At 59.0% G+C, this 13099-nt stretch carries 13 protein-coding genes; 8 read left to right on the top strand and 5 right to left on the bottom strand.

Annotated features, from left to right (window positions below; all coding sequences use genetic code 11):
* From ACM62R_RS15105 to ACM62R_RS15095, 3 genes are all read left to right on the top strand, one after another.
* On the top strand, positions 1 to 632 hold a 632-nt coding region (locus ACM62R_RS15105), incomplete at its 5' end, for a transketolase C-terminal domain-containing protein (protein WP_415184874.1).
* Positions 629 to 1660, top strand: a complete 1032-nt coding sequence (locus ACM62R_RS15100) for an ACP S-malonyltransferase (RefSeq protein ID WP_415184873.1) — start codon at positions 629 to 631, stop codon at positions 1658 to 1660. The genes ACM62R_RS15105 and ACM62R_RS15100, both read left to right, overlap by 4 nt.
* 4 nt (positions 1661 to 1664) lie before the next feature.
* Positions 1665 to 3161 (top strand): aldehyde dehydrogenase family protein, encoded by a 1497-nt coding sequence (locus ACM62R_RS15095; protein WP_415184872.1) that lies wholly within the window; start codon positions 1665 to 1667, stop codon positions 3159 to 3161.
* A gap of 6 nt (positions 3162 to 3167) precedes the next feature.
* On the opposite strand, the gene ACM62R_RS15090 is transcribed toward ACM62R_RS15095, so the two are convergent.
* Positions 3168 to 4004, bottom strand: coding sequence for a YihY/virulence factor BrkB family protein (locus ACM62R_RS15090; RefSeq protein ID WP_415184871.1), 837 nt, complete (start codon positions 4002 to 4004; stop codon positions 3168 to 3170).
* A gap of 111 nt (positions 4005 to 4115) precedes the next feature.
* Between ACM62R_RS15090 and mgrA the strand changes: the two genes are divergently transcribed.
* Positions 4116 to 5150 carry an L-glyceraldehyde 3-phosphate reductase gene (gene mgrA / locus ACM62R_RS15085; RefSeq protein WP_415184870.1) on the top strand — a complete coding sequence of 345 codons (1035 nt, stop codon included), beginning with the start codon at positions 4116 to 4118 and terminating at the stop codon, positions 5148 to 5150.
* Positions 5151 to 5325: 175 nt separating this feature from the next.
* Positions 5326 to 6762, top strand: a complete 1437-nt coding sequence (gene xylB, locus ACM62R_RS15080) for a xylulokinase (RefSeq protein WP_415184869.1) — start codon at positions 5326 to 5328, stop codon at positions 6760 to 6762.
* A gap of 32 nt (positions 6763 to 6794) precedes the next feature.
* On the opposite strand, the gene dnaQ is transcribed toward xylB, so the two are convergent.
* The 4 genes from dnaQ to ACM62R_RS15060 are packed head-to-tail and all read right to left on the bottom strand — an operon-like array spanning position 6795 to position 9514.
* A complete protein-coding gene (gene dnaQ / locus ACM62R_RS15075) occupies positions 6795 to 7481 on the bottom strand; it encodes a DNA polymerase III subunit epsilon (RefSeq protein ID WP_415184868.1) in 687 nt (228 codons plus the stop codon).
* Positions 7474 to 8070 carry a dephospho-CoA kinase gene (coaE, locus tag ACM62R_RS15070; RefSeq protein ID WP_415184867.1) on the bottom strand — a complete coding sequence of 199 codons (597 nt, stop codon included), beginning with the start codon at positions 8068 to 8070 and terminating at the stop codon, positions 7474 to 7476. The genes dnaQ and coaE overlap by 8 nt, the downstream gene beginning before the upstream one ends.
* Positions 8067 to 8924, bottom strand: a complete 858-nt coding sequence (locus ACM62R_RS15065) for a shikimate dehydrogenase (RefSeq protein ID WP_415184866.1) — start codon at positions 8922 to 8924, stop codon at positions 8067 to 8069. The genes coaE and ACM62R_RS15065 overlap by 4 nt, the downstream gene beginning before the upstream one ends.
* A complete protein-coding gene (locus ACM62R_RS15060) occupies positions 8921 to 9514 on the bottom strand; it encodes a Maf family protein (RefSeq protein ID WP_415184865.1) in 594 nt (197 codons plus the stop codon). The genes ACM62R_RS15065 and ACM62R_RS15060 overlap by 4 nt, the downstream gene beginning before the upstream one ends.
* A gap of 398 nt (positions 9515 to 9912) precedes the next feature.
* Between ACM62R_RS15060 and ACM62R_RS15055 the strand changes: the two genes are divergently transcribed.
* The 3 genes from ACM62R_RS15055 (at position 9913) to mnmE (ending at position 13099) form a co-directional block, all read left to right on the top strand.
* Positions 9913 to 10362, top strand: coding sequence for a CopD family protein (locus ACM62R_RS15055; RefSeq protein ID WP_415184864.1), 450 nt, complete (start codon positions 9913 to 9915; stop codon positions 10360 to 10362).
* Between the two features lie 155 nt (positions 10363 to 10517).
* Positions 10518 to 11789: a transcription termination factor Rho gene (rho, locus tag ACM62R_RS15050; protein WP_415184863.1), complete on the top strand. Its 1272-nt coding sequence runs from the start codon at positions 10518 to 10520 to the stop codon at positions 11787 to 11789.
* Positions 11790 to 11815: 26 nt separating this feature from the next.
* Positions 11816 to 13099: a tRNA uridine-5-carboxymethylaminomethyl(34) synthesis GTPase MnmE gene (gene mnmE / locus ACM62R_RS15045; protein ID WP_415184862.1), complete on the top strand. Its 1284-nt coding sequence runs from the start codon at positions 11816 to 11818 to the stop codon at positions 13097 to 13099.

Genomic DNA, 13099 nt, shown 5'->3' with positions numbered 1-13099 from the left:
GGCATTTCCACAACGACAACTCGTTGGCGGTTCTGCGCGACATTCCGGGGCTGATACTCGCTGTTCCGTCGAACGGGGCCGATGCCGCGAAAATGCTACGCGAATGTGTGCGACTCGCCCGCGAGGAACAGCGCCTGGTGGTGTTCGTCGAACCCATCGCCCTTTACCCGATGCGCGACCTTCTGGATGAGAAGGACGGCGGCTGGATGTGTGTCTATCCCGCCCCGGACGAACGCATTTCGCTGGGTGAAATAGGCCAACACGGCAGCGGCAAAGACCTTGCGATCGTGACCTATGGCAACGGCTATTATCTGTCCCGTCAGGCCGAGGTGGCACTGGCGGCGCGGGGCATCAAGGCACGGGTGATTGACATCCGCTGGCTGGCGCCGCTGCCCGAGGCCGCGATACTTGCCGCGACCGACGGCTGCGATCATGTGCTGATTGTCGATGAGTGCCGCCGCACCGGTAGCCAGTCAGAAGCACTGATGGCACTGATGACCGAGGCCGGGCAAAGCCCGATTGCGCGGGTGACTGCCGAAGATTGCTTTATTGCGACGGGGCCCGCCTATGCCGCAACGCTGCCTTCGGCCAAAAGCATCGAGGAGGCGGCCCTGCGGCTGATGCAGAAATGAGAGCAGTTGTTATTTGCCCCGGTCGCGGCACCTATACCAAGACCGAATTGGGCGTTCTGGGGCGTCATTTTACCGATGCGGCCCTGTTGGCGCGGTTTGACGCGGCGCGTGCGGCGGCAGGGCAGGAAACGCTATCGGCGCTGGATGGCACCAGCACCTATTCGGTGGCCAAACATACGCGAGGCGACAATGCGTCAGCACTGATCTATGCCGCGACGCTGGCCGACTTTCGGGCGCTGGACGGCGTCGAAGTGGTGGCGGTGACCGGCAATTCGATGGGCTGGTATTCAGCACTGGCCTGTGGCGGCGCACTTTCCCCCGAGGGCGGGTTCGAGGTGGTCAACACCATGGGCACCCTGATGCAAGAGGCGTTGATCGGCGGCCAGTTGATCTATCCGTTCATGGATGATGACTGGCTGCCCGACCCGGCACGCAAAGCCGCGCTATTGGCGCAGGTTGCCGAAATCGGCGGCCGCGCGGGGCATGTTCTGGGCCTGTCGATTGATCTGGGCGGCATGCTGGTACTGGCCGGAAATGACGCCGGGCTTGCGGCGTTTGAAGCCGCCGTGCCGCCGCTTCAGGGGCGCTTTCCAATGCGTCTGGCTAACCATGCGGCATTTCACACGGCCCTTCAGGAACCGGTGGCGCAGGCCGGACGGGCGCGGCTTTCGGCCGATCTGTTCCGCCAGCCCGCAATCCCGATGGTGGACGGGCGCGGTGCGATCTGGTGGCCGGGCGCTACCGATACCGCGCAACTGTGGGACTACACGCTTGGCCATCAGGTCATAGCACCGTATGATTTCACCCGCGCCATAACCACCGCTGCGCGGGAATTTGCGCCTGACGTGTTTATTGTCACCGGCCCCGGCACCACGCTGGGCGGGGCTGTGGCGCAATCCCTTATTCTGGCAGATTGGGCCGGAATAGGGTCTAAATCCGCCTTCCAGGCGCGCCAATCGTCTAACCCGGTTCTGGTTTCCATGGGGATGCCGGACCAGCGCGCCACCGTTACGCAACAAGGAGCCTAAGGCCATGACAAACGACGAAATCTTCAAGGCCCTCGGCCTGACCGGCGAAATCAGCGGCGGCTCGCTTGCCGTGCATTCGCCCATTGACGGCGCCGAGATCGCCCGGGTTAAGGAAACCACCACCGCCGATATGCCCGCCGTGATTGCCCGCTCGCAAGCCGCATTCAAGGAATGGCGGCAGGTGCCGGCCCCCCGCCGTGGCGAACTGATCCGCCTTTTGGGCGAGGAATTGCGCGCCGCCAAGGATGCGCTGGGTGCGCTGGTCACGCTTGAGGCCGGCAAGATCACCTCGGAAGGCCTGGGCGAAGTGCAAGAGATGATCGACATCTGCGACTTTGCCGTTGGCCTGTCGCGGCAACTTTACGGGCTGACCATCGCGTCTGAACGCCCCGGCCACCGGATGATGGAAACCTGGCAACCGATGGGCCCGGTGGGCGTTATCTCGGCGTTCAACTTCCCGGTTGCGGTCTGGTCATGGAACACGGCGTTGGCGTTGGTTTGTGGCAACCCGGTCATCTGGAAGCCGTCCGAGAAAACCCCGCTAACGGCGATGGGTTCGATGAAGATCATGGAGCGGGCGCTGGCCCGCTTTGGCGACGCCCCCGAGGGGTTGTGTCAGCTGATCATCGGCGGCCCGGATGTTGGCGAGGCGCTGGTTGCCTCTGAAGATGTGCCGATCATCTCGGCCACCGGGTCGACCCGAATGGGGCGGATCGTGGGGCCAAAGGTCGCGCAACGCTTTGGCCGCTCGATTCTGGAACTGGGCGGCAACAACGCGATGATCGTGGCGCCCTCGGCCGATATCGACATGGCCGTGCGCGCGATTGTCTTTTCTGCGGTTGGCACGGCGGGGCAGCGCTGCACGTCGCTTCGGCGCCTGATCGTGCATAACTCGATCCGCGAGGATCTGGTTTCGCGGCTGACCAAGGCTTACGGTAGCCTGCCCATCGGTGATCCGCGCAAGGAAACCACGCTGATCGGCCCGTTGGTTGACCACGGGGCGCGCGACCGGATGCTGGCGATGCTGGAACAGGCCAAGGCCGAAGGTGGCAGGGTCTATGGTGGCAAACCGGTTGCCAGCGGCGTGCCGCAGGGCGGTGCCTATGTAGAACCCGCCGTGGTCGATATGCCGGGCCAGACGGCATCGGTCTGCGAGGAAACCTTTGCGCCAATCCTTTACGTTATTGGCTATGAGACGCTGGATGAGGCGATTGCGCTTCAAAACGATGTCCCGCAGGGCCTGTCGTCGTGCATCTTCACGCTGAATTTGCGCGAGGCTGAAACCTTCCTGTCCGCCGTCGGGTCCGATTGCGGCATTGCTAACGTCAACATCGGCCCGTCAGGCGCCGAGATTGGCGGCGCGTTTGGCGGCGAAAAGGAAACCGGCGGTGGCCGCGAAAGCGGGTCGGACGCGTGGAAAGGCTATATGCGGCGCCAGACCAACACGATCAACTATTCGGCCCAGTTGCCGTTGGCGCAAGGCGTCAAGTTCGACATCTGATAAGGGTCAGGCGCGGGCAGCCCTTCTTGCCCGCGCCGCCAATTCGGCATTCACCGCGGCCCCCAGCAGCACCGAATAAGCCGAAAGATAGAGCCACATCAGCAGCACGATCACCGCCCCGATCGACCCGTAAATCCGGTTATAGCTGCCAAAATTCGCCAGATAATAGGAAAACCCAACCGAGGCCATGGCCCAGGCCAAAGCGGCCAATACCGCACCATAGGTCAACCAGGGATCACGATGCCCCTTGGTATTCGGCCCGTAGCGGTAAAGAATACCCAGCGCCGTCAGCACCAAAAGAAACATTGCCCCCCAGGGTAACCCAGATAGCAACCAGCCGTTCAACAGATCGAACGGCACAAAAGCCAGCACCAAAGGCACCGCTACAACCGTCGCCAGCGCCAAAAGCATCACCCCGACCAATGCCAGCGTCATCACATACCCCGCAATGATGGACCCGAAGGCGCCGCGTTGCTGGATGCCGTGAATAACGTTCAATCCCTGCACCAGCGCCCCCACCCCAGCCCGCGCCGAATAGAGCGCGATGGCCACCGAGACCGCCGTGGCCCAGCCAAGGCTGGCACGCGGGCCCGACAACAGCGCCATGATCTGATTGTTCAAAATAGCGTAGGCATCAGGGGGAATGAACTCGGCGGCGACTGTCAGATAGCTTTCGATCACCGCCGGGTCAGCGACCAGGCTCCAAATTGCTATGGTAGCGGTCAGGCCGGGAAAGACCGCAAACATTGCGTAAAATGCGACACCCGCGGCAATCAGACCAAGGTTGCTGTCGGCCACACGATTGGCCAGCGCACTTGCGAACCGCCAAAAACCAAATGCCATACGCTACATCCATCCCTCTTTTCCCCCAACATCGCTGATGTGGCGCGCGGGTGCAACTTGCACGCAGCCCCCCCTTGTGGTGTGATTAACCAAGCGTTACCGGAGGATGCCATGCGCTACGTTCCCGCCGAAGACCGCTATCAGCGGATGATCTATCGCCGTTGCGGCAAGTCAGGTTTGCAACTACCCGCCGTTGCACTGGGGCTATGGCATAACTTCGGCCATGATACACCGCATGCCACCAAACGCGCGATCTGTCGGGCCGCGTTTGACCACGGAATCACCCACTTTGACCTTGCCAATAACTACGGCCCACCCCCTGGCGCGGCGGAAACCGCCTTTGGAGAGATCCTCAGCACCGATTTTTCCAGCTACCGGGATGAGCTGATCATCTCCTCCAAGGCGGGCTATGATATGTGGCCCGGACCTTATGGCGAATGGGGCAGCCGGAAATATCTGATAGCATCGTGCGACCAATCGCTAAAGCGGATGGGGCTGGATTATGTCGATATTTTCTATTCGCACCGCTTTGACCCCGATACGCCACTAGAGGAAACAATGGGCGCGCTGGATCATATCGTGCGGTCGGGCCGCGCGCTTTATGTGGGAATTTCCAGCTATAACTCTGACCGGACCCGGCAGGCGGCGACGATCTTGAAAGACCTTGGCACGCCTTGCGTCATTCATCAGCCCAGCTACAACATGCTCAACCGCTGGGTGGAACATGATGGGTTGCGCGAAACACTGGCGGACCTTGGCATCGGTTCTATCGCGTTCACGCCGCTGGCGCAGGGGATGCTGACACGCAAGTATCTGGGCGGCATCCCCGACGGATCGCGCGCGGTGCAGGGTAAATCGCTTGATCCAAACGCGCTGACCCCTGCGGTAATTGACAATATCCGCGCCCTGAACGCCATTGCGGAGCGGCGCGGCCAAACGCTGGCACAGATGGCCATCGCCTGGGTGCTGCGCGAGGGGGGCATAACCACCGCGCTGATTGGGGCGTCAAAGCCCGAACAGGTCACCGATTGCTGCGGTGCCATCAACAACTTGTCGTTCACCACCGAAGAGTTGGCGGAAATTGACAGCCACGCACAGGACGAGGCGATCAACCTTTGGGCAAGATCCTCTGAGACGGCGGGGTGAGGACTGTCACTGGGCTGCGTCGGGGCGCTCAGGAATAAACCGGGCCTTGTCTTACCCATCCCATGATATTGGGATGAAGGGAAAATAATTCGCAACGACAGTGTTGCTGATGCCACTGATAAGGATATTCTGGCGATACGCATTCCCGACCAGAAACCAGAGGAGCGAGTGTCTAATGTACTTGGGGTTGGATCTTGGCACATCGGGGCTGAAAGGGGTGCTGATTGACGATGCGCAACGGGTTGTAGCCGAGGCATCAGCCCCCCTTTCGATCAGCCGCCCCGCGGAAGGCTGGGCCGAACAGTCGCCTGCGGACTGGATTGCCGCAGCCGAGGCCGTGCTGGGCCATCTTTCTGTGCATGGGCTGGCGTCGGTGCGCGGCATTGGGTTATCGGGTCAGATGCATGGGGCCGTGTTGTTGTCGGCCTCTGATGACGTTCTACGGCCCTGTATTTTATGGAACGACACGCGCGCCCATATCGAGGCTGCGGCGCTGGACGCGAAGCCCAAGTTTCGTGCGTTGACGGGAAATATCGTATTTCCCGGCTTTACCGCGCCAAAGTTGAAATGGGTAGCAAAGCATGAGCCACAGATTTTTGAAAATGTGGCCAAAGTATTGTTGCCTAAAGATTATCTTCGCCTCTGGTTGATCGGTGATCATGTAAGCGAAATGTCGGACGCCGCCGGGACAAGCTGGTTGGAATGTGGCGAAAGGGATTGGTCCGATTCACTGCTTGCCGCGACCGGGCTTAGCCGCGCGCAGATGCCGCGTCTGGTGGAGGGATCGGCCGTGTCGGGCGTCCTACGGCCCCTGTTGGCCGAACGATTCGGCATGGGGGCCGGCGTTGTTGTGGCCGGGGGGGCTGGTGATAATGCTGCCTCGGGGATCGGTGTTGGCGTGGTCAAATCGGGGCAGGCCTTTGTCTCACTAGGGACTTCGGGCGTGTTGTTTGCGGCACATGAAGGCTATAACCCCAATGCAGACAGTGCCGTACACACATTTTGCCACGCATTGCCGGGAACCTGGCATCAGATGGGTGTCATTCTTGCAGCGACGGACGCGCTGAACTGGTTTTCGCGGTTGGCAGCCGTTGACCCCGAGGTATTGACGGGTGCGCTAGGTAACCTGCAAGCCCCCGGAAAGACGCGGTTTCTGCCTTATCTGGGCGGTGAGAGAACACCCCTGAACGATGCTGCCATCCGGGGCGCCTTCATCGGGTTGGAACACGCAACTGACCGGCAGGGCGCGACCCGTGCCGTTCTTGAAGGGGTCACCTTTGCGTTGCGTGACTGTCGCGATGCACTGGCAAGCACTGGAACGCGATTTGACTCGCTGTTGGCCGTAGGTGGCGGATCCCGGTCGGATTATTGGCTGCAAGCGATTGCCACCGCGCTGAACATACCCGTGTCTTTGCCTGTCTCTGGTGACTTTGGCGGGGCATTTGGTGCCGCACGTCTGGGAATGATGGCTGACACTGGCGCAGGTGCGGAAATCGCGGCGCCACCAGCAATATCACGCGTGATAGAGCCGGTTCTGGCGTTGAAATCTGCATTCAATGACGGCCATGCCCGCTATCGCGCAGCCGCAAAAGCAATCCAGGGGCTGACATAAGCCGGCATCCATCACGCCTGCCCGCGTTATCACTAACGTTTCCATAGGGCATTCTCGCCCAGCTTGGCGACAAAGGCGTCGTGGGCGGCGGCCTCGGCCTCGGTTATGCGGGGAAGAAGGGGGGTCGGGCGGGGGCGCGGCCGCCAGGCGTTGACCAGATCGGCAGCGGTTTGCGGGGCAGCAACGCCAAGGCCAAAGTCGGGCTGACGCCCGCCGATCAGTTCCAGATAAACCTCGGCCAGAATCTCGCTGTCAAGCAATGCGCCGTGCTTTTCACGGCCCGAATTATCCACCCCAAAGCGGCGGCAAAGCGCGTCCAGCGTGGCCGGAGAGCCCGGAAATTTGCGCCGCGCAATGGCTAGCGTATCCAACGCGCGCTCCATCGGCAAAAGCGGCAGGCGCGCCCAGCCCAGTTCAGCGTTCAGAAATTTCATGTCGAACGCTGCGTTGTGAATGACCAGTTTGGCCTCAGGACCAATGAAATCAAGAAACGCCTGGGCGACAGCGGCGAACCGGGGTTTGTCACGCAAAAAATCATCCCCAAGGCCGTGAACCTCGAACGCGGCGACGGGCATCACCCGTTCGGGGTTGATGTATTGATGGTAGGTGCGGCCGGTGGGGACGTGATTGAATAGTTCGACCGCGCCAATTTCGACGATGCGGTCGCCTTCGGCAGGTTCAAATCCGGTCGTTTCGGTATCGAGGACGATCTCACGCATGGCGGGCCTTTAGGGTTTCGATCAGGTTTTGCACGGCAGCACGGGTACCGTCCAGCGTTTCGGTGGAAATGACATAGGTGGCGCGGGCGCGTTTTTCAGCGTCAGGCATCTGGCGCGACAGGATCAGCGCCAGTTGATCCGCAGTCACCCCGGGGCGGGCAAGGACGCGGTCGCGCTGAACCTGCGGCGGCGCGGTGACGACAAGGGTGGCATCCAACGCGGACTCGGCGCCGGTTTCAAACAAAAGCGGGATATCGAGCAGGATCAAGGGGGCGTCAGCGTGGGCGGCGACAAAGGCATCACGAGAGGCAGTAGTTAGCGGATGAACGATAGATTCGAGGCGGGATAGAGCCTGTTTGTCTGCTGCGATCAGTGCTTTCAGCACACCCCGATCCACCGCACCTGCGCTAACCGCCTGGGGGAAAACCGCAGCGATAGGGGCAACGGCAGCACCCCCCGGCGCGTAAAGCGCATGAACTGTAGCATCGGCATCCCAGACCGGCACGCCAAGATCCGTAAACATTGCGGCGGTGGTGGTTTTGCCCATACCGATGGACCCCGTGAGGCCAAGCAGAAACGGGCGGCTCATAGCCCCAGAACCACGCGGCGCAGGTCATCGGTGACTTCGGGGCGGTGGCCGAACCAACGTTCAAACCCCGGAACGGCCTGATGCAAAAGCATCCCCAGCCCATCGACAACGGTGCAGCCAATAGCCTCGGCCGCAAGCAGAAGGGGGGTCATCAGCGGGGTATAGACAAGGTCGGTCACGGTCGCCTCGGGCGAAAGCGCATCCAGGGGCACACGCAGTTCAGGCTTGCCGACCATGCCAAGGGATGAGCTGTTGACCACGGTCATCGCACCTTCAAGCATGTTTCCCGCCTGCGCCCAGTCATAAACCACGATCCGCGCCCCAAATTCTGTGCGCAGGATATCAGCACGGGCGCGGGTGCGGTTTGAAATACGGATTTCAGGCACCCCCACCTCTAACAGGGAGGCGACAACGGCGCGGGCAGCGCCGCCTGCGCCGATTACCGCAGCGGGGCCGGATTTGGGCGCCCAATCCGGGGCGTATTGCTGCATATTGGCGATGAACCCGTAACCGTCGGTATTATCTGCATAAATCTTGCCATCAGGGCGGAAGATCAGCGTATTGGCGGCACCTATCAGCGCGGCCCGGTCAGACACCACATCGGCCAAGGCCAGGACCGCCTCTTTATGCGGGATGGTGATATTACACCCGACAAATCCGGCGCGGGGTAGCGCGTGCAGCACTTGGGCCAGATCAGCGGCGGCAACCTCCATAGGGATATAATGACCACGAAGCCCATAGGTGCGAAGCCAGTAACTGTGCAAACTGGGCGAACGGGAATGCGCAATGGGCGCACCGATCACGCCTGCCAAGGGGATGGCAGCCGGGGGCGATGGAAGCGGCGGGGTAGTCATGTGGTCAGGTCTCCTCGGGCGCGCAGCCAGTTCAGGAACTCTATCAAGGGAAGGCCAAGGACGGCAAAATAATCGCCCTCGATCGCGGAAAAGAGGCGGGGGCCTTCTTCCTCAAGCTTGTAGCAACCGACAGCGTGGCGGATGCTGTCCCAGTTGCGGGCGATATAATCCGCGATGAAAGCGGGGCTGAGCGGATGCATCGTGAGGCGAACCTCGGACACATGACGCCACAGTGGCTGACCGTTTTGGCACACGACGAGGGCCGACAAAAGCCGGTGGGTGCGGCCGGAAAGCTGCGAAAGCTGCATATATGCGTCTTCGGGGGTGGCGGGTTTGGAAAGGATTTCCCCTTCCAGATCAAGAATTTGGTCTGCGCCCAAGGTCAGGCCTTCCGGGAATTCATGTGAAAGTTTCAACGCCTTACTTTCAGCCAGAGCATCAGCGATTTGGCGCGGCGTTACCCCTTTGTTGGTCAATGCGGCGCGGATAGCCTGCTCATCAATCCGGGCAGGCAATGCCTGAACCTCAAGACCCGCAGCGCGCAAAAGCTGAGCGCGAATTTCCGACGATGACGCTAGAAGGATGTGCATAGGGCTGTGGATAATGGGCCGTGGCTGATGAGGAGGAGCATGGGGCAAAATGAGGGCTTAGCACGGGGGGGTCAATACCAAGTCATCTTGCCCAGTGTCAGGATGGCTTGTCCACCTGTGGAAACGATGGTTCTGGGTGGGTGGGTAAATTTTCCATTCAGCAAGTTCCAAGACATACCCACAGGATGGGATATCTTTTATGACCTCATAAATATCTGTTCTAACGACATAAAATTGGATGTTCTTATCTTTTCAACGATATCATCCAATGTCGGGTGGCTGTGGTTGGATATGTTGATAAGACGTCAATCCACAACATCCACAGGGCCTACATCATCATCATCTTTTCTTTTAATCTTATTCTTATAAGTAAGAGGTAGAGCAGGAGCGGAAAAGAAATGAGTGATTTTCTGGCTGATTGGTACCTTTGGAGCAAAGCGCTGCACATCATGGCGGTGATTACCTGGATGGCTGGTATATTCTATCTGCCACGACTGTACGTATACCATGTTGAACAGGCAGGACAGGGAACCCCCGCCGATGCGATGCTGCAGGTGATGGAACGCAAACTGTTACGAGGGATCATGAACCCTTCACTGATCGCTACCTGGGTTTTTGGTTTGGCGCTGGTCTTTACCCCTGGAATCGTGGATTGGTCGATGGCATGGCCTTGGGCGAAAGCCGCGTCCGTGTTGGCAATGACGTGGTTTCACATGTGGCTAAGTGCGCGGCGAAAGGAATTCGTTGCAGGGGCCAATACGCGGCGGGGACGAACTTACCGGATGATGAACGAAGTGCCGACAGTTTTCATGGTTGTGATCGTGTTGAGCGTGATCCTGAAATACTGATGGGTGGGTTATTTTCAACCGATGAAAACATGAGGTTTGTTGACTTTTAGCATGGGCTGGCATACGGCGATAGCAGCCCGGCCATTCGGCCGTGAGGGTTTTCCCTGATATGAAGCTGCCGCGCCCCCGATGGCGCCCAAGAGAATGGTATAGCCGTGACCAAAGAGCGTTTGAACCTGTCTGATCTGAAAGCCAAAAGCCCGGCGGATCTGTTGGCTATGGCAGAGGAATGGGAAATTGAGAACGCCTCGACAATGCGCAAGGGGGAGATGATGTTCTCCATCCTGAAGGAGCATGCCGAAGACGATTTGGAGATCGGTGGGGATGGAGTCCTGGAGGTATTGCAGGACGGATTCGGATTTTTGCGCAGCCCCGAGGCCAATTATCTGCCGGGTCCGGATGATATTTATGTATCCCCAGACATGATTCGCCAGTATTCGCTGCGGACGGGCGACACCGTCGAAGGGGTGATGCGGGCACCGGGCGAGAATGAGCGATATTTCGCGTTGGCCACGGTTGAGCACATAAATTTCCAGGATCCTACGCGTGCGCGGCACAAAGTAGCGTTTGAAAACCTGACACCGCTTTACCCGACAGAGCGCCTGAAGATGGAAGTGGAAGACCCGACAATCCGAGACCGCTCGGCACGGATTATCGATCTGGTTTCACCGATCGGCAAGGGGCAAAGAAGCCTTATCGTTGCGCCGCCGCGAACTGGTAAGACCGTGCTTTTGCAGAATATTGCCAATTCGATCGAAAAAAACCATCCGGAAGTTTATCTGATCGTGTTACTGATAGATGAGCGGCCGGAAGAGGTGACGGACATGCAGCGCTCGGTTAAGGGCGAGGTCATTTCCTCGACCTTCGATGAGCCGGCAACGCGGCACGTGGCAGTCGCGGAAATGGTGATCGAAAAGGCCAAGCGGTTGGTGGAACACAAGCGCGACGTGGTGATATTGCTTGATAGTATCACACGACTGGGACGCGCTTTCAATACGGTGGTACCGTCAAGCGGCAAGGTGCTGACTGGCGGCGTGGATGCCAATGCTTTGCAGCGGCCAAAGCGGTTTTTTGGTGCGGCACGCAACATTGAAGAGGGTGGCAGCCTGACGATTATTGCCACGGCACTGATTGACACCGGTAGCCGGATGGATGAAGTAATCTTTGAAGAATTCAAAGGCACTGGCAACAGCGAGATCGTTCTGGACCGTAAAGTGGCCGACAAGCGAGTGTTTCCGGCCATGGATATTCTGAAATCCGGAACGCGGAAGGAAGAGCTGTTGGTTGAGCAGAAAGACCTGCAAAAGACCTATCTGCTACGTCGTATCTTGAACCCAATGGGGACGACGGATGCGATAGAATTCCTGATTTCAAAACTGAAACAGACCAAGACTAACAGCGAGTTCTTCGAGTCGATGAACGGATAACCGTTCAAAAACAGGGGGTTACGCAGTTGGATACAATTTTTGCGCTGGCCTCGGCCCGCGGAAAAGCGGGTGTGTCCGTGGTGCGACTATCGGGCGGATTGGCTTGGGCTACGGTTCGTGATCTGGCCGGAAAATTGCCTGAACCACGAGTGGCGGGGCTACGGCACCTGTATCACGGAAATGAACTCTTGGATGAGGCCTTGGTGATTTGCTTTCCAGAGGGTGCGAGCTTTACCGGGGAAGAAGTTGCAGAGTTACATTTGCACGGCGCCATCGCGACCATTTCCGCCGTGTTGCATGTGTTGGCGATGAAGCCAGGTCTGCGCCTTGCAGAGCCGGGCGAGTTTACACGACGGGCATTGGAAAATGGGCGGCTGGATCTGGCGCAGGTCGAAGGGCTTTCTGATCTTATCGAAGCGGAGACGGAGGCGCAAAGAAAGCAAGCACTACGGGTTCTGAGCGGTGCCGTGGGGCATATGGCGGACCGCTGGCGAGATAGTCTGGTGCGTGCGGCTGCATTGCTAGAAGCGACGATTGATTTTTCAGATGAGGATGTACCTGTTGATGTAGCACCGGAGGTCCTGGAACTGATCGCCGCGGTAAAAGGGGATGTCGCGGTAGAGTTGACAAAAGTTTCGGTTGCGGAACGAATTCGTGATGGATTCGAGGTCGCAATCGTGGGGCGGCCGAATGCCGGTAAGTCCACGCTTCTTAATGCGTTAGCCGGTAGAGAAGCCGCAATCACCTCGGAATTTGCAGGAACAACGCGCGATGTGATCGAAGTGCGAATGGATTTGGGCGGACTACCGGTAACAGTGCTGGATACGGCCGGATTGCGCGAAACCGACGATGTGGTAGAAGCGATTGGCATCGAGCGAGCGGTGGCCCGGGCGCGCGCAGCGGATTTGCGGGTGTTTTTGCTGGATGAGGGGGAAGTTTCGTTATTAAAGCCAGAGCGCGATGATCTTCTCGTCCGGGGGAAAGCTGATCTGAGCTCGGCTGAAGGACTGGCGGTATCCGGTAAGACGGGGGCAGGGATCGATACGCTGATTGAAAAGATTAGCGGAATTCTGGAAGGTCGGGCAGCGGGCGCTGGCGTTATAACCCGCGAGCGACATCGAACTGCGTTAACCGTTGCAATGGAAGCTATGGAATCAGCGCAAGATGAGGTAATACACGGGGCGGATCGAACCGAGCTAGCCGCGGAAGAGTTGCGCCGCGCTGTGCGAGCATTGGCGATGCTTGTCGGTAGAGTAGATGTAGAAGATTTATTAGACGAAATTTTCGCCAGTTTTTGCATCGGGAAATAG

Origin of the sequence: Phaeovulum sp. (genome assembly GCF_047638075.1) — a bacterium.
Lineage (GTDB): Bacteria > Pseudomonadota > Alphaproteobacteria > Rhodobacterales > Rhodobacteraceae > UBA6197.
Note: the sequence above shows the minus strand (reverse complement) of the source record. Positions and strands in the feature narration are given on the sequence as shown.

Bases quoted from the DNA above. Each gene is read 5' to 3' on its own strand.
- dnaQ (WP_415184868.1), bottom strand. From the start codon at position 7,481: ATGCGTGAGATCGTCCTCGATACCGAAACGACCGGATTTGAACCTGCC.
- ACM62R_RS15095 (WP_415184872.1), top strand. From the start codon at position 1,665: ATGACAAACGACGAAATCTTCAAGGCCCTCGGCCTGACCGGCGAAATC.
- coaE (WP_415184867.1), bottom strand. From the start codon at position 8,070: ATGAGCCGCCCGTTTCTGCTTGGCCTCACGGGGTCCATCGGTATGGGC.
- ACM62R_RS15055 (WP_415184864.1), top strand. From the start codon at position 9,913: ATGAGTGATTTTCTGGCTGATTGGTACCTTTGGAGCAAAGCGCTGCAC.
- ACM62R_RS15090 (WP_415184871.1), bottom strand. From the start codon at position 4,004: ATGGCATTTGGTTTTTGGCGGTTCGCAAGTGCGCTGGCCAATCGTGTG.
- mgrA (WP_415184870.1), top strand. From the start codon at position 4,116: ATGCGCTACGTTCCCGCCGAAGACCGCTATCAGCGGATGATCTATCGC.
- xylB (WP_415184869.1), top strand. From the start codon at position 5,326: ATGTACTTGGGGTTGGATCTTGGCACATCGGGGCTGAAAGGGGTGCTG.
- ACM62R_RS15100 (WP_415184873.1), top strand. From the start codon at position 629: ATGAGAGCAGTTGTTATTTGCCCCGGTCGCGGCACCTATACCAAGACC.
- ACM62R_RS15065 (WP_415184866.1), bottom strand. From the start codon at position 8,924: ATGACTACCCCGCCGCTTCCATCGCCCCCGGCTGCCATCCCCTTGGCA.
- ACM62R_RS15060 (WP_415184865.1), bottom strand. From the start codon at position 9,514: ATGCACATCCTTCTAGCGTCATCGTCGGAAATTCGCGCTCAGCTTTTG.